Annotated in this window: 11 protein-coding genes; 8 read left to right on the top strand and 3 right to left on the bottom strand. The window is 67.6% G+C overall.

Annotated features, from left to right (window positions below):
* Window positions 1-188 precede the first annotated feature (188 nt).
* Together RBS60_RS13005 and RBS60_RS13000 are read left to right on the top strand one after the other, a co-directional pair.
* Window positions 189-1,718: an ABC transporter permease gene (locus tag RBS60_RS13005; protein WP_307957987.1), complete on the top strand. Its 1,530-nt coding sequence runs from the start codon at window positions 189-191 to the stop codon at window positions 1,716-1,718.
* Between the two features lies 1 nt (window position 1,719).
* Window positions 1,720-2,931 (top strand): ABC transporter permease, encoded by a 1,212-nt coding sequence (locus tag RBS60_RS13000; RefSeq protein ID WP_307957986.1) that lies wholly within the window; start codon window positions 1,720-1,722, stop codon window positions 2,929-2,931.
* Window positions 2,932-2,989: 58 nt separating this feature from the next.
* Here the strand turns inward: RBS60_RS13000 and RBS60_RS12995 are convergent, their stop codons facing one another.
* Complete coding sequence (locus RBS60_RS12995; protein WP_307957985.1) at window positions 2,990-3,616, bottom strand: PH domain-containing protein; 627 nt, start codon at window positions 3,614-3,616, stop codon at window positions 2,990-2,992.
* Between the two features lie 199 nt (window positions 3,617-3,815).
* Between RBS60_RS12995 and RBS60_RS12990 the strand changes: the two genes are divergently transcribed.
* From RBS60_RS12990 to RBS60_RS12970, 5 genes are all read left to right on the top strand, one after another.
* A complete protein-coding gene (locus RBS60_RS12990) occupies window positions 3,816-5,594 on the top strand; it encodes an ABC transporter ATP-binding protein (RefSeq protein ID WP_307958047.1) in 1,779 nt (592 codons plus the stop codon).
* A 273-nt stretch (window positions 5,595-5,867) separates the two neighbouring features.
* Entirely contained in the window at window positions 5,868-7,553 is a 1,686-nt protein-coding gene (locus RBS60_RS12985) for an ABC transporter substrate-binding protein (RefSeq protein ID WP_307957984.1), read from the top strand.
* 119 nt (window positions 7,554-7,672) lie between these two features.
* Window positions 7,673-8,602: an ABC transporter permease gene (locus RBS60_RS12980; RefSeq protein ID WP_307957983.1), complete on the top strand. Its 930-nt coding sequence runs from the start codon at window positions 7,673-7,675 to the stop codon at window positions 8,600-8,602.
* Window positions 8,592-9,542, top strand: coding sequence for an ABC transporter permease (locus RBS60_RS12975; RefSeq protein ID WP_307957982.1), 951 nt, complete (start codon window positions 8,592-8,594; stop codon window positions 9,540-9,542). Before RBS60_RS12980 ends, RBS60_RS12975 begins: the two co-directional genes overlap by 11 nt.
* Window positions 9,539-11,347, top strand: coding sequence for an ABC transporter ATP-binding protein (locus tag RBS60_RS12970; RefSeq protein WP_307957981.1), 1,809 nt, complete (start codon window positions 9,539-9,541; stop codon window positions 11,345-11,347). Before RBS60_RS12975 ends, RBS60_RS12970 begins: the two co-directional genes overlap by 4 nt.
* Before the next feature lie 47 nt (window positions 11,348-11,394).
* Here the strand turns inward: RBS60_RS12970 and RBS60_RS12965 are convergent, their stop codons facing one another.
* Window positions 11,395-12,288, bottom strand: coding sequence for an SGNH/GDSL hydrolase family protein (locus RBS60_RS12965; RefSeq protein WP_307957980.1), 894 nt, complete (start codon window positions 12,286-12,288; stop codon window positions 11,395-11,397).
* Window positions 12,289-12,518: 230 nt separating this feature from the next.
* Between RBS60_RS12965 and typA the strand changes: the two genes are divergently transcribed.
* On the top strand, window positions 12,519-14,444 hold the full coding sequence (gene typA, locus RBS60_RS12960; RefSeq protein WP_307957979.1) for a translational GTPase TypA: 1,926 nt from the start codon (window positions 12,519-12,521) through the stop codon (window positions 14,442-14,444).
* A 162-nt stretch (window positions 14,445-14,606) separates the two neighbouring features.
* On the opposite strand, the gene RBS60_RS12955 is transcribed toward typA, so the two are convergent.
* A complete protein-coding gene (locus RBS60_RS12955; protein ID WP_307957978.1) occupies window positions 14,607-15,098 on the bottom strand; it encodes a helix-turn-helix domain-containing protein in 492 nt (163 codons plus the stop codon).
* Window positions 15,099-15,113: the final 15 nt, after the last annotated feature.

Raw genomic sequence — 15,113 nt, 5'->3', positions numbered from 1 at the left:
CCAGAGTTCTGATGCGCTAGCTGAAGCGCCGGGACCGAGCTCGTGGGTCCCGGCGCTTCGCAGCGCCCTCCCGGCGGATCCAGCCACCCGCCGTCGCGCCCCACGCCGACCGCGTGGCAAGCCCCCGGCACCCGTCCGCGCCGCCCCGCACCCTTTCGGGGCGGCCCACATTAGAGGTACAACGAAACATGGTGACTTACGTCGTCCGGCGCCTCATCACCGCAGCATTGATCCTTCTCGGCGCGTCGTTCCTGGTGTACAACCTCACGGCGCTCTCGGGGGACCCGCTTGAGGAATTCCGCGCCAGCAATCTCCCGAATGCCGCCCAACTCATGCAGGCGCGCTCCCAACTCCTGGATCTGGACACCCCAGCTCCCATCCGCTACTTCAAATGGCTCGGGGGAGCCGCCGGATGCCTCGTCGGCAACTGCGACCTCGGAAAGAACCTGGTCGGCCAGCCGGTCACTCAGGCGCTTGGCCAGGCACTTGTGCAGACTCTGACCCTCGTCACGGGTGCCACCATCCTCGCGATCCTCATTGGCGTGGCCCTCGGCATCGTGACGGCCCTGCGCCAGTACAGCGCGCTCGACTACGGCGTCACGTTCCTCGCGTTCCTGTTCTTCTCGCTCCCGATATTCTGGATCGCCGTCCTCCTCAAGGAGTACGGGGCCATCGGGTTCAACAACTTCCTGGCCCATCCGGACATCCCGCTCCCGGTCGCCCTCGGGATCGGCCTCGTCATCGGGATCTTTGCGGCCGTCGTCACCGGTGGTGCGGTCCGCCGCAAGGCCACCGTGGGGGCCATCGCCTTCGCGTTCGTGACGCTCGTCCTCATCGTGGCGAGCCTCACGCAGTGGTTCCGCTTCCCTGGCCTCGGGCTGGGAGTCGTCGTCATCGCGGGGGTCGGAATCGCCTTCGCCGTCACGGTCCTCACCGCAGGCCTGCAGAACCGTCGCGCGCTGTATGCCGCGCTTACCGCCGTCCTGGTTGGGGCTGTGGTCTACTTCCCCGTCCAGCCGCTGCTGAACCTCGCGACGCCGCTCATGATCCTGATCCTCGCGGTCGTCGCCGTCGGGGTGGGCATCGCGGCGGGCTACTTCTGGGGCGGCTACGACCGCAGCCAGAGCATGCGCGCCGGCGCCATTACGGCATTCGTGGTTGCGTTCATGGTGCTCCTTGACCGATTCATGCAGTCGTGGCCCGCGTATTTCGACAACAGAAGCATCAGGGGCCGGCCGATCGCCACCATCGGTGCCGGAACCCCCAACCTGCAGGGAGACTTCTGGATCTCAGGCATCGACTCCTTCACCCACCTCATCCTGCCGACGGCCGCCCTCATCCTCATCTCGCTCGCGAGCTACACGCGCTACACGCGCTCGTCGATGCTCGAGGTCATGAACATGGACTACATCCGCACGGCGCGTGCCAAGGGCGTGAGCGAGCGGAGCGTCGTCATGCGCCACGCCTTCCGCAACGCTCTCATCCCGATCGCGACCGTCGTCGCCCTCGACATCGGCCAGCTGATCGGCGGCGCGGTGATCACCGAGACTGTGTTCTCCGTCCGCGGGATGGGTTTCATGTTCCTCGACGGCATCTCGCACGTGGATCCGAACCCGGTCATGGGCGTGTTCGTATGCGTCGCGATCACGGCCCTCGCGTTCAACCTCATCGCGGACCTCGTCTACTCCGCGCTCGATCCTCGCGTAAGGGTGAAGTGACATGAGCCAGCAGTCACAGCAGGAAGAAGCCACGGAGGTCTCGGCCTCCGCTGGGACGGCCGCCGCGCCTGCCGCCGGCATCGAGCCGATCCTCGAAGCCAAGGGCCTGAGCCTCGGGCAGATCGTCCGGAAGCGGTTCTTCGGCCACACCGGTGCCCTCGCCGGTCTCATCGTCTTCGCGGTCATCTTCGTCCTCGCCTTCTCGTCCGAGGGTTGGGGGCCGATCCCCGGCTGGTGGCAGTACCAGCACGATCAGGTCACCCCGCTCGTCAACGAGGGCGTACCGACATGGACCCTCCCGTTCAGCTTCGGCGATCACCCGTTCGGCCAGGACCGGATCGGTCGCGACCTGTTCGCGATGACCATGCGCGGCGCGCAGCAGTCGATCATCATCATGATCATCATCGGCGTCGTCGCCGGGCTCATCGGCGTCGTCGTCGGAGCCCTTGCGGGGTACTTCCGCGGGTGGGTCGAGGCGGTGCTCATGCGCCTGACAGACATCATCATCATCATTCCGGTACTGCTTCTCGCGGCGGTCATGTCCCAGACGGCCGGCCGGCGCGACTCCGGATCCTGGTTCGGCCAGTTTGCGGCTTCGAACGGCGTGGTCGTGCTCGGCATCTTCCTCGGCCTGGTCGCGTGGGTGGGCCTCGCGCGCCTTGTCCGCGGCGAGTTCCTCTCGCTGCGCGAGCGCGAGTTCGTCGACGCAGCACGGATCTCCGGGGCCTCCAACGCCCGCATCATCTTCAAGCACATCCTGCCCAATGCGGTCGGCGTTGTGATCGTCAACGGGACGCTGCTGATGTCCTCTGCGATCCTGCTCGAGACGGCGCTCTCCTACCTCGGAGTCGGCGTCAAGGCCCCGGACACGTCCCTCGGCCTGCTCATTTCCCAGAACCAGGAGGCCTTCTCGACGCGTCCGTGGCTCTTCTGGTGGCCGGGCCTGTTCATCGTGCTCATCTGCCTCTGCATCAACTTCATCGGCGACGGCCTGCGCGACGCGTTCGATCCGCGCCAGAAGAAGTTCAACGCGAAGAAGGCAAAGAAGGGCACAAGGAGTGGCCACGGGTCGGCCGCGGTGGCCGGAGGCGCCGCTGCGCCCGCTCTTGAGGTCGGCGGTGGCGTGAGCCCGGTGTCCGGCTACGTCCCGGACAGCGAGGCCTTCGGCGGGGCTCCCCACGCTGGCGACGACACGACCGGCAGGAATGACTGACGTGCGCGCGACGCCGATCGCGGGACCGCGCGCTGCGGGCCGCGGGGCTGGCCCCGGCTCACGCGGCGAACGTGATGACCGTGCCGACCACGAGGACGAGGCCCAGCGCGAGCACACCCCACGCCACCGAGCGGGCCACGGGCGTCTCCTCGACCTGGCCCCCGGCCACGGCACCGCGGTCCACCTGCCCGGCCCAGCGGCGTCGGACGAGGATCGCCGCCTGGCCGGACACCGTGTTGCCGAGATCGCCCGGCCGCACGGTGTGCTCGGGGCCGAAGCTCGAATCGGGGAGCCCCGTCAGATGCTCTGGGCGCGCCCGGCGGGCGCCGAGCGCCCCGGGGCCCGGCGCGGCCCACGCCGTGAACCGGCCGGCCCCGGTCCCGAGCGTGAGGGCGAACTTCGTGTCGACATACGCGAGGGCCTCCCACGGCACCCCGACGCTGCGCACCGGATTGACGAGCTCGACGCCAGAATCGCTCACCACCACGGCGGGGCGCCAGAAGAGCGCCCAGCCGGCCCAGGCCATGAGGGCCAGGGGAGCGAGGTAGCGCACGCCCGGCAGCCCGGACTGCGCGACGGTGAGCACCGCGCCGAGCGCGGCGAGGGCCCACAGGGCCACGGCCAGCAGCCTGTTGCTGCGGGCCTTGAAGACGTCGGTGGGACCGGCATGCTGCATCGCGCTCATGCCCCCCATGATGCAGGACGTCGCATCGAATTCAGGATTCCGTCGCCCGGGCCGAAGCTCTTGGGTCCGGCGGCGCAGGGAAGGAAGCACAACGATGGCTGAGAACCTCGGCACAGCGGGCCGGCCCCGACGGGACGGACGGAGCCGCGACGCGAAGAACCGCGCCAACGGGGTCGGCGAGGACCTGGTCAAGGGCCAGATGGTCCTGGAGGTGAAGGACCTCAGCGTCGATTTCGGCGTTGAGAAGGAATGGGTCCCTGCGGCCATCGGTCTCAACTACGAGGTGCGTGCCGGAGAGGTGCTCGCGATCGTGGGCGAGTCCGGCTCGGGCAAGTCCGCTAGTTCCATGGCCCTGCTCGGGCTCCTGCCGTCCAACAGCCAGGTCTCGGGCAGTGTCAAGCTCATGGGCCGGGAGCTCTTGGGCAAGGACAGGGCGTCCGCGGGGCGTTCCGTGCGCGGCAACGACGTGGCTGTCATCTTCCAGGAGCCCATGACGGCGCTCAACCCGGTGTACACGATCGGCAATCAGATCGTCGAGACGATCCGCCTCCACAACCCGGTCTCCCCGGACGAGGCGAAGGCCCGAGCGATCAAGATGCTCGAGCTCGTCGAGCTGCCAGACCCCGAGAAGGCGTTCAAGTCCTATCCGCACCAGCTCTCGGGCGGCCAGCGCCAGCGCGCCATGATCGCACAGTCGCTCTCGTGCGACCCGAAGCTGCTCATCGCCGACGAGCCGACCACGGCGCTCGATGTGACCGTGCAGGCCGAGATCCTCGACCTCATGCGCCATCTCAAGGACAAGCTCAACTCGGCGGTCATCCTCATCACCCACGACATGGGGGTGGTCGCCGACCTCGCCGACCGGATCGCCGTCATGCGGCGTGGCCTGATCGTCGAGGCCGGCACGGCCGGGGAGATCTTCCACAACCCCCAGCACGAGTACACGCAGGCGCTCCTCGCAGCTGTTCCCCACCTGGGGCAGGGCGGCGAGGGGACGGAGGACGACGTTGACATCACGGCCGCCCTCGCTGCGGCTACGGGTGCGGAGCTCGAGGCAGTCGACCCCGCCGAACTCGCCCAGCGCGAGAGGGAGAACCGCGCGGCGCTTGCTGCGGCCACAGCCGCCGAGGAGCGCCGCGGCGCCCCCATCCTGCAGCTCGCCGACGTCGCGATCGAGTACCCCAAGCAGGGGCGCGTTCCGGCCTTCCGTGCGGTCGAGGGCGCCGACCTCGTCGTGTACCCGGGCCAGGTCGTGGGGCTCGTCGGCGAGTCGGGTTCGGGCAAGACGACGATCGGCCGCGCCGCCGTCGGCCTCCTGCCGGTTGCGGAGGGCTCGCTCAAGGTGGGCGGCAAGGAGATCTCGGGGCTGAAGAAGAACTCCAAGGAGCTCCATGACATCCGCAGGTCGGTGGGAATGGTGTTCCAGGACCCCTCGTCCTCGCTGAACCCGCGCCTGCCCATCGGCGAGTCCATCGGTGAGCCCATGCTGCTCGCGGGAGTCGCGAAGGGCGCGGAGCTCCAGAAGCGCGTTGAGACGCTTCTGGACCAGGTTGAGCTTCCGCGGTCCTATCGGAACCGGTACCCACACGAGCTCTCCGGCGGGCAGAAGCAGCGCGTCGGCATCGCCCGTGCGCTTTCGCTCAAGCCAAAGCTCATGGTCGCCGACGAGCCTACCTCGGCGCTCGACGTCTCCGTCCAGGCGAAGGTCCTCGAGCTCTTCCAGGGGCTGCAGAAGGAGCTCGGTTTCGCGTGCCTGTTCGTCACGCACGATCTCGCCGTCATCGACGTCCTCGCCGACCACATCTGCGTCATGCAGCGCGGCCGGATCGTCGAGCAGGGCTCGCGTGACCAGATCCTCCGCAACCCACAGGAGGCCTATACCCAGCGCCTCCTCGCTGCTGTGCCGCTCCCGGACCCCGAGAAGCAGCGCGAGCGCCGCGAGCTGCGCGAGCTGCTCCTCGCTAGCGGGATCGAGTGAGGCGAGCGGCCGGAGCCTTCCCCGCACGACGCCGCCCGTCCGGCTGAGCGGGCAACGCACCGCGAACACGAGAGGACCCTGGACGAGGGCCCTCTCGTCGTGCTGCCCGAAGGCCGCCGAGGCATGATCACGATTTCGCAAACGGTTCTTTCGTATTTTCAGATTCGGGCTAGGCTGGATCTCTATAAGCCAAGTCACAGGGACGAGTGCTTGGCAACACAGGTTCTTGCGCTAGGCGGGGACCCATGCACCATTCAACGAAGGAGCAAGGAAATGCGTCTTTCACGCATGTCCAGGACCCTTGGGGTCGCCGCTTCTGTCGCGCTCGCGCTCAGCGCCTGCGGCGGCGGATCCGGCACCGGAGGGGGAACCCAGGCCACCGGCGATCCGAACAAGGTCATCACGGCGTACAGCAACGAGCCGCAGAATCCTCTCCTGCCTGCCAACACGAACGAGGTCTATGGCGGCCGCGTCGTGGACCAGCTGTTCGCCGGACTGAGGGCCTACGATCCCAACGGCAAGCCGGTCAACGACCTCGCCGAGAGCATCGACACGACGGATTCCCAGACCTGGACGATCAAGGTCAAGCAGGGGTCCAAGTTCACCAACGGCGAGGCCATCACCGCCAAGACGTTCGTTGACTCCTGGAACTTTGCGGCGCTGAGCACAAACCTCCAGAACAACGGGTTCTTCTTCGAGTCCCTCGAGGGCTATGACGCCGTCAGCGCCGTCAAGAAGGAGACGGGTGCCGATGGCAAGACCAAGACCACTCCGGCGCCGACGGCCCAGACCATGTCCGGCCTGAGCGCCAAGGACGATTCGACGATCACCGTCAAGCTCGCCCAGCCCGAGTCGGACTGGTCTCTGCGCCTCGGCTACTCGGCCTTCTATCCGCTTCCCTCCGAGGCGCTCAAGGACCCGAAGAAGTTCGGCGAGAACCCCGTGGGGAACGGCCCGTACAAGATGGCCAAGGACACGGGCTCCTGGGTTCACGACCAGTCGATCTCGCTCGTGAAGAACCCCGACTACAAGGGACCCCGCGAAGCCAAGAACGGCGGCGTGACCTTCAAGTTCTACACGGATCCGGGCCCGGCCTACACCGATCTCCAGGCGGACAACCTGGACGTCACCGACGTGCTGCCCTCGAACGCGCTCAAGACGTACACGAGCGACTTCCCTGACCGGAACTCGACCAAGCCGATCGCGACGGACTCGACGCTGAACATCCCGGGCTACAACCCGAACTTCCAGGGTGACGCGGGCAAGCTGCGTCGCCAGGCACTCTCCTACGCGATCAACCGCGAGGAGATCGCGAAGGTCGTCTTCAACGGTACCCGCACGCCGGCGACGGGATACGCGCCGCCGGTCATCGAGGGTTACAAGGCCGACATTCCGGGCAACGAGGTGCTCAAGTACGATCCCGCGAAGGCCAAGGACCTCTGGGCCCAGGCCGAGAAGATCAAGCCGTACGACGGTTCGAAGCCGCTCCAGATCGCGTCGAACACCGATGGCGGGAACAAGGAGTGGATCGAGGCGGTCGCCAACAACTTCAAGAACAACCTCGGCATCCAGGCCGAGATCCAGCCGTTCGCGAAGTTCGCCGAGGTGCTCAACCTCCGCAAGTCGCAGAGCCTCCCGGGCCTGACGCGCGCTGGCTGGCAGGGCGACTACCCGTCGCTCTACAACTTCCTCGGACCGGTCTGGGCCACGGGAGCGTCCTCGAACTACGAGAAGTACTCGAACCCCGACTTCGACAAGCTCCTCAAGGAGGGCCTCGCGGCCAAGACCACGCAGGAGGCCAGCGACAAGTTCAACAAGGCCCAGGAGATCCTGTTCAAGGACCTGCCGGGCGTCCCCCTGTGGGACTACACGAGGCCGCTCGTGTGGAGCAACCACGTGGTCAAGGCCGAGTCCGGCTGGAACGGGGCCATCCTGTACTACAACATCCAGGCGAAGTGACGCGCGCCCGCGCGCTCTGATCGCAGCCGAGGGCCCGGCCACCCGCCGGGCCCTCGGCATCTGATAGGAAGGCCCAGCTCCATGGCACGATCCTGTGCCCAGCACGCCGGAGGGCCGCGATGATCCGCTACATCCTCCGCCGTCTGCTCCAAGTCATCCCGGTGTTCCTCGGGACGACTCTGCTCGTCTACTTCATGGTCTTCGCGCTCCCCGGAGACCCCATTGCTGCCCTCTTCGGTGACAGGCAGCCGCCGCAGAGCGTCATCGACGCGCTGCGCGCCCAGTACCACCTCGACCAGCCGTTCCTCGTCCAGTACGGGATCTTCCTCAAGAACCTCTTCACGCTCGACCTGGGCGTCGACTTCACGCAGCAGCCCATCGCCGCGACGCTCGCCAGGATCTTCCCGGTCACGGCGATGCTTGCGGTCGAGGCGCTCGCCATCCAGGCGATCTTCGGAGTCCTGTTCGGCCTGTGGGCCGGCCTCCGCCGCGGCGGCGTCTTCGATTCCACCGTTCTGATCGCCTCCCTCGTGGTCATTGCCGTTCCGACCTTCGTTCTGGGCTTCGTGTTCCAGCTCGTGTTCGGCGTCTATCTCGGTTGGGCGAAGCCCACGGTGGGCGCTCAGGCCGACTGGGGCAACCTCCTCCTCCCGGCGATCGTGCTCGGCCTCGTCTCGTTCGCCTACGTGCTGCGTCTCACGAGGGCCTCGGTCATCGAGAACATGAACGCGGACTATGTCCGCACCGCAACCGCGAAGGGCCTGTCCCGCCCCCGCGTTGTGCTCGCCCACATCCTGCGCAACTCGATGATCCCGGTGGTGACCTATCTCGGCGCCAACCTCGGCGGCCTCATGGGCGGCGCGATTGTCACCGAGGGCATCTTCAACGTCCCCGGTGTGGGGAACAAGCTCTACCAGGCCACGCTGCGCGGCGAGGGCCCCACCGTGGTCGCGATCGTGAGCGTGCTCGTCCTCGTGTTCGTGCTCGCGAACCTGCTCGTGGACCTCCTGTATGCCTGGCTCGACCCGAGGATCCGCTATGAAGCCTGAACGCACTGAGGGGCACTTCGTTGCCCCGTTCGATGAGGTGGGGCTCGGCGCCACCGATGCCCTCCGGGTTGAAGAAGCCCCGCTGAGCCTGTGGGCCGACGCCTGGCGCAAGCTGCGCCGTCGCCCGCTGTTCATCATCTCCTCGATCATGATCCTCGCGCTCGTCTTCATTGCGCTCTTCCCCGGTGCCCTCACCCAGACCCCGCCGAATGAGAACTGCCTCCTGGAGAATTCCGAGGCCGGCCCGAGAGACGGTCACCCCTTCGGGTTCACGTTCCAGGGCTGCGACCTCTACTCGCGGGTGGTCCACGGGACCCAGGCCTCTCTGACGGTCGGCGTCCTTGCGGTGCTGTGCGTCCTCGTGATCGGCGTGACCTTCGGCGCTCTGGCGGGGTATTACGGCGGCTGGCTCGATGCCCTCCTCGCACGGCTCGGCGACATCTTCTTCGCCCTGCCCCTCGTGCTCGGAGCGCTCGTCATCACGCAGCTCCCGCTGTTCCGGGAGAACAAGAGCGTGTGGACGGTGGTGCTCGTCATTGCCATGCTGGCGTGGCCCCAAATGGCGCGCATCACGCGCGGAGCGGTCATCGAGGTGCGCAACGCGGACTTTGTGACCGCTGCCCGCTCGCTCGGTGTCTCGAGGTTCGGCGCGCTCCTGCGCCACGTGCTGCCCAATGCCATCGCCCCGGTGATCGTGCTCGCGACGCTCGAGCTCGGCGTGTTCATCGTCACGGAGGCAACGCTCTCGTTCCTCGGCATCGGCGTGCCCGAGTCCGTCATGTCATGGGGCCACGACATCGCGGCCGCACAGCAGTCGATCCGCACGAATCCGATGATCCTCATCTACCCGTCCGTGGCTTTGTCCCTCTGCGTGCTGAGCTTCATCATGCTCGGCGACGCGGTCCGCGACGCCCTCGACCCGAAGAGCAGGACCCGATGACCGAGAAGACTACTGCAGCCGGCATTCCGGCGATCATCGACGACGAGGGGCCCGGCGGTCGTCCGATCCTCGAGATCCGCGATCTGGAGATCGCCTTCACGACCAGCTCGGGCGAATTGAGGGCCGTCCGCGACGCCCACCTGAAGATCATGCCCGGCGAGACGCTCGCGATCGTGGGGGAGTCGGGATCTGGGAAGTCGACGACGGCGCTCGCCGCGATCGGCCTCCTGCCGAGTAACGGGCGCGTCACGGGGGGGCAGATCCTGCTCGACGGCGAGGACATCGCCCATGCGCCCGAGAAGCGCATGATCGAGCTGCGCGGCAACACGATCGGCATGGTCCCCCAGGACCCGATGTCCAACCTCAATCCGGTGTGGAAGATCGGCTATCAGGTCAGGGAGACGCTGCGTGCCAACGGGAAGGCGGACAAGCCGGCCGACGTCGCGCGCGCGCTCGCGGAAGCGGGGCTCCCGGACGCCGAGCGGCGCGCCAAGCAGTACCCGCATGAGTTCTCTGGAGGCATGCGTCAGCGCGCGCTCATCGCGATCGGGCTCTCGTGCGCGCCCAAGCTCCTGATTGCCGACGAACCGACCTCGGCCCTCGATGTCACGGTCCAGCGCAAGATCCTCGACCACCTCCAGACAATGACGGGGGAGCTCGGCACGTCGGTCCTCCTCATCACGCATGACCTCGGCCTCGCGGCCGAGCGCGCGGACAAGGTCGTGGTGATGTACCAGGGCAAGGTGGTGGAGTCTGGTCCCTCGCTCGAAATCCTGCGCAACCCCCTGCACCCGTACACGCAGCGGCTCGTGGCCAAGGCACCTTCGCTCGCATCCCGGCGCATCCAAGTGGCGAAGGAGGCCGGCATCGAGCCGACTGAGCTCCTGACAGCCTCGGACGAGGCCAGGGCCAAGGCTGCCGAGCGTGCCGAGGCGACGGCACTCGAAGCCGTGGAAACGCAGGAGACGCCCGCCGCGGCTGGGCCAGAGGAAGTGCCCGACGACGCGCTTGTGGTCGAGGACCTGACGAAGGTCTTCAAGCTCCGTTCCGGGGGGCTGGGTCGGTCGACAGACTTCACGGCCGTCGATTCCGTGAGCTTCCGGGTGCGCCGGGGAACCACCATGGCGATCGTGGGCGAGTCGGGCTCCGGCAAGTCGACGGTGGCCCAGATGGTCCTCCAGCTCCTGGCCCCGACCTCAGGCCGGATTGTGTTCGACGGCGTCGACACGGCGACGCTCGACCGGAAGCAGCTGTTCGCGTTCCGTCGTCGAGTCCAGCCAATCTTTCAGGACCCCTACGGCTCGCTCGATCCGATGTACAACATCTACCGGACCATTGAGGAGCCGCTGCGGACCCATGGCATCGGAGACAGGGCCTCACGCGAGCTCAAGGTTCGCGAGCTCCTCGACCAGGTCGCGCTTCCGCAGTCGGCGATGCAGCGGTACCCGAACGAGCTCTCGGGCGGTCAGCGCCAGCGGGTTGCCATTGCCCGCGCTCTCGCACTCGATCCCGAGGTGATCATCTGCGACGAGGCGGTCTCGGCCCTCGACGTTCTGGTCCAGGCGCAGGTCCTCAACCTGCTCGCGGACCTCCAGGAACGGCTCGGACTGACATACCTCTTCATCACGCACGACCTCGCTGTGGTGCGGCAGATCGCGGACCACGTGTGCGTCATGGAGAAGGGCAGGCTCGTCGAGACCGGGGCGACCGATTCGGTGTTCGACGCGCCGCAGCAGGACTACACGCGGGCGCTCCTGGAGGCCATCCCGGGCGGCAAGCTACTGCTTCCGCCGGACGCCGCATAGAGCGGACACGGAGGGTTCGGGGCAATCGGCCGCGGGGGGACTCAAGCTCAGGAGAGTGCGAGGCCCCTCGCGGCCAGCGCGTCAGCGAATACCGGGGCGAGACGCGCCTTCCCCTGCGGGCTGAGGTGCACTCCGTCGACGAGCTCCCCCGCGAGCCCGTAGCGGGAGATCCAGTCGCCGCAGCCAACGAACGGAACATCGAGTGCGGCCGCGGTGCGCTGCAGGAGCGCATCGACCTCGGTCCGGCGTCCGCCGCCGTCGGCAGCCGACTTCGCGAGCGTTCCGACCATGACGATCCGGGCGCCGGGGTACGTGCGGCGCAGCTCGGCGAACAGGGTGATGGCGCCGTTGGCAATCGCCGAATCGGCCGAGTTGCGCGATGCGTCGTTCCCCCCGCCCTGGACCACGACGAGGCGCGGGCGGCCCGCGGGCAGCCGCCAGTCGCCGAGCCTCAGTGCGTTGGCGTAGTCGTGGACCTTCGGGATGCCGACGGAATAGCCCGTGCCCCCGCTGCCGGCGAAGTACACCGAATACCCCGCGTGCTCGAGGCCCCGCCGCACCCAGCTGTCCGTCGGCTCTGACTGCGAGTCGCCGATCAGGACCGCGGCCCTCGAGAGATCCCCCAGCACAGGCTCGTTCCGCTGAGTGGCTGCATTGACGGTGAAGGAGCCGAGCGGAAGGCGATCTGCCGGCGTGAGGCGACGGGCCGGCGTCGTGCGGGGAATGATCGCGATCGGGGCAGTGCCATACGGCACCGCAGCGGGTGGCAAGACCCGGAGGGCCGCGCCTTCCGTTGGGCGGGATACGGTGCCGATGGCGCCGCCGGACGACGCCGGAAGTGCTTCGAGCGGGCCGGCGCACCCCGCGAGGAGGGGCACCGCCATGGCACAGGACAGTGCGCGCAGGGTCAGACGCCCAGCGCTGCTGGAGGCTCGGTCCATGGGGTCCTTCAGAAGATGCGAACCTCACCATGATGCGGCCTACGATGGGATCTTCGCCACTGCGGGACACCCACGCACCGGGCAGCGCACGGAGCAGTGCGCCCGAGAGAGTAAAATTGAGGGTGCTGGCCCTGACAGGGTCTGTTCCGCTGTGCCCCCACTGCCTTTGACCGAAGGACCCCGCCGGGCGCCGGACAAGTTGCGACCCACTCGAAACGAGCCTCACGCGAATGACTGAAACCGTGTCCACTGCCTCCCGTACCGACCTCCGCAACGTCGCCATCGTCGCGCACGTCGACCATGGCAAGACGACCCTCGTCGACGCCATGCTCAAGCAGACCAATTCCTTTGCCTCCCATGGCGAGGTCGAGGAACGCGTGATGGACTCGGGTGACCTCGAGCGTGAAAAGGGCATCACGATCCTCGCCAAGAACACGGCCGTCCGCTACGCGGGCCCGGCTGCGGCAGGGGCCGGTGAGCCCGAGGGCATCACGATCAACGTCATCGACACCCCCGGCCACGCCGACTTCGGCGGCGAGGTCGAGCGTGGGCTCTCGATGGTCGACGGCGTGGTCCTCCTCGTCGACGCGTCTGAAGGTCCGCTCCCGCAGACCCGGTTCGTGCTGCGCAAGGCGCTCGCGGCGCATCTTCCCGTGATCCTCGTGGTCAACAAGACGGACCGCCCTGACGCGCGGATCGACGAGGTCGTCCATGAGTCGATGGACCTCCTTCTGGGCCTTGCATCCGATCTGGCCGACGAGGTCCCCGATCTCGACCTCGACAAGGTCCTCGACGTGCCCGTCGTCTACGCTGCCGCGAGGGTGGGCGCTGCGTCGCTCGAGCAGCCCGCCAACGGCGAGGCTCCGGGCAACGACAACCTCGAGCCCCTCTTCGAGACGATCCTCAAGCACATCCCGGCCCCGACCTACGACCCTGAGGGCGTTCTCCAGGCCCACGTGACCAACCTCGACGCGTCGCCGTTCCTCGGCCGCCTCGCGCTCCTGCGCATCTACAACGGCACGCTCCACAAGGGCCAGCAGGTCGCCTGGGCCCGGCACGACGGTTCGCTCAAGACCGTCAAGATCACCGAGCTCCTCGCCACCAAGGCCCTCGACCGCGTCCCCGCCGAGTCCGCGGGTCCCGGTGACATCGTCGCCGTCGCCGGCATCGAGGACATCACGATCGGCGAGACCCTCACCGACGTCGAGAACCCGCAGCCGCTGCCGCTCATCACCGTCGACGACCCCGCGATCTCGATGACGGTGGGTATCAACACGTCCCCGCTGGCGGGGCGCGTCAAGGGTGCCAAGGTCACGGCGCGCCAGGTCAAGGACCGCCTCGACAAGGAGCTCATCGGCAACGTCTCCATCCGCGTCCTGCCGACTGAGCGGCCGGACGCGTGGGAGGTCCAGGGCCGTGGCGAGCTGGCCCTCGCCATCCTCGTCGAGCAGATGCGCCGCGAGGGCTTCGAGCTCACGGTCGGCAAGCCGCAGGTCGTCACCAAGAAGGTCGACGGCAAGGTGCACGAGCCGATCGAGCACATGACGATCGACGTCCCCGAGGAGTACCTCGGCGCGGTGACGCAGCTGCTCGCGGCACGCAAGGGCCGCATGACCAACATGGCGAACCACGGCACCGGCTGGGTCCGCATGGAGTTCATGGTCCCGTCCCGCGGCCTCATCGGTTTCCGCACCAAGTTCCTCACGGACACGCGCGGCGCCGGCATCGCGTCGTCGATCTCCGAGGGCTACGAGCCGTGGGCCGGCGAGATCGAGTACCGCACCAACGGCTCGCTCATCGCGGACCGCGCCGGTGTGGCGACGCCGTTCGCCATGATCAACCTCCAGGAGCGCGGCTCGTTCTTCATCCAGCCCACGGCTGAGGTGTACGAGGGCATGATCGTGGGGGAGAACTCGCGCGCTGATGACATGGACGTGAACATCACCAAGGAGAAGAAGCTCACGAACATGCGTTCGGCTACGGCCGACAACTTCGAGGGCCTCACCCCGCCGCGGACGCTCACGCTCGAGGAGTCCCTTGAGTTCGCCCGCGAGGACGAATGCGTCGAGATCACCCCGGAGTCGATCCGCATCCGCAAGGTCGTCCTCGACGCGAACGAGCGGCTCAAGGCGGCTCGCAGCCGCTCCCGCGCCTGACAACTTGCTCCGTCTCGGGTCCAGATCTCGCGTCTGATTCGGCATTGCGGGTACGACGACGGCCGGTGTCTTCCGCGCGGAAGGCACCGGCCGTCGTCGTACGCGTACCCGAAAGGCGAAACCAGGTGGGAGATCTGTACCCGAATCGGCAGGGGTGGCGGATCAGTCGGCGGCGGCGTCTCGGTGCTGGGCGATCATGAGCGAGATAGCCTCGCCGTCGGGATCGCTGGGCAGTGCCACGAACTCGTCGACGATGGCGCGGAGCCGGCCCATGAGGTCGTCCCGATGCTCCTGGTTGAGCTTGAGCCCGACCCTCCAGACGGCGATGTCCTCCGGCGCCAGGGCCGCGGTCTCCTGGACGAAGGTCTCAATGAGTACTGGGGCGACGTCGTCGACATGCTGGCTCCACGATTTGCGTGTGGCCAGATAGGGGACCTCCTTGGCCCCGCGGGCGCCGCGGCGCTCGGGCTGCGACTCAAGGAATCCCGTCGCCACGAGGGTGCGCACGTGGTGGAGGCACGAGGCGGGGTTGATCCCCAACCGATCTGCGATCTCCTTGTTGGTACGCGGCTGGTGGAGGCACATCCGCAGGATGCGCAGGCGCAGCGGTGAACTGAGCGCGCGGCCCTTCGCGGCCTCGTCTGGCTCCGACATGGCACCAGCCTATCG

This window comes from Sinomonas sp. ASV486, from assembly GCF_030908215.1.
Classification (GTDB): Bacteria; Actinomycetota; Actinomycetes; order Actinomycetales; family Micrococcaceae; genus Sinomonas; species Sinomonas puerhi.
The sequence above is the reverse complement of the archived record's forward strand: the minus strand, read 5'-3'. Positions and strand labels throughout refer to the sequence as shown.

Bases quoted from the DNA above. Each gene is read 5' to 3' on its own strand.
- RBS60_RS12965 (WP_307957980.1), bottom strand. From the start codon at position 12,288: ATGGACCGAGCCTCCAGCAGCGCTGGGCGTCTGACCCTGCGCGCACTG.
- RBS60_RS13005 (WP_307957987.1), top strand. From the start codon at position 189: ATGGTGACTTACGTCGTCCGGCGCCTCATCACCGCAGCATTGATCCTT.
- RBS60_RS12985 (WP_307957984.1), top strand. From the start codon at position 5,868: ATGCGTCTTTCACGCATGTCCAGGACCCTTGGGGTCGCCGCTTCTGTC.
- RBS60_RS12990 (WP_307958047.1), top strand. From the start codon at position 3,816: ATGGTCCTGGAGGTGAAGGACCTCAGCGTCGATTTCGGCGTTGAGAAG.
- RBS60_RS12955 (WP_307957978.1), bottom strand. From the start codon at position 15,098: ATGTCGGAGCCAGACGAGGCCGCGAAGGGCCGCGCGCTCAGTTCACCG.
- RBS60_RS12975 (WP_307957982.1), top strand. From the start codon at position 8,592: ATGAAGCCTGAACGCACTGAGGGGCACTTCGTTGCCCCGTTCGATGAG.
- RBS60_RS12995 (WP_307957985.1), bottom strand. From the start codon at position 3,616: ATGAGCGCGATGCAGCATGCCGGTCCCACCGACGTCTTCAAGGCCCGC.
- RBS60_RS13000 (WP_307957986.1), top strand. From the start codon at position 1,720: ATGAGCCAGCAGTCACAGCAGGAAGAAGCCACGGAGGTCTCGGCCTCC.
- RBS60_RS12970 (WP_307957981.1), top strand. From the start codon at position 9,539: ATGACCGAGAAGACTACTGCAGCCGGCATTCCGGCGATCATCGACGAC.
- typA (WP_307957979.1), top strand. From the start codon at position 12,519: ATGACTGAAACCGTGTCCACTGCCTCCCGTACCGACCTCCGCAACGTC.
- RBS60_RS12980 (WP_307957983.1), top strand. From the start codon at position 7,673: ATGATCCGCTACATCCTCCGCCGTCTGCTCCAAGTCATCCCGGTGTTC.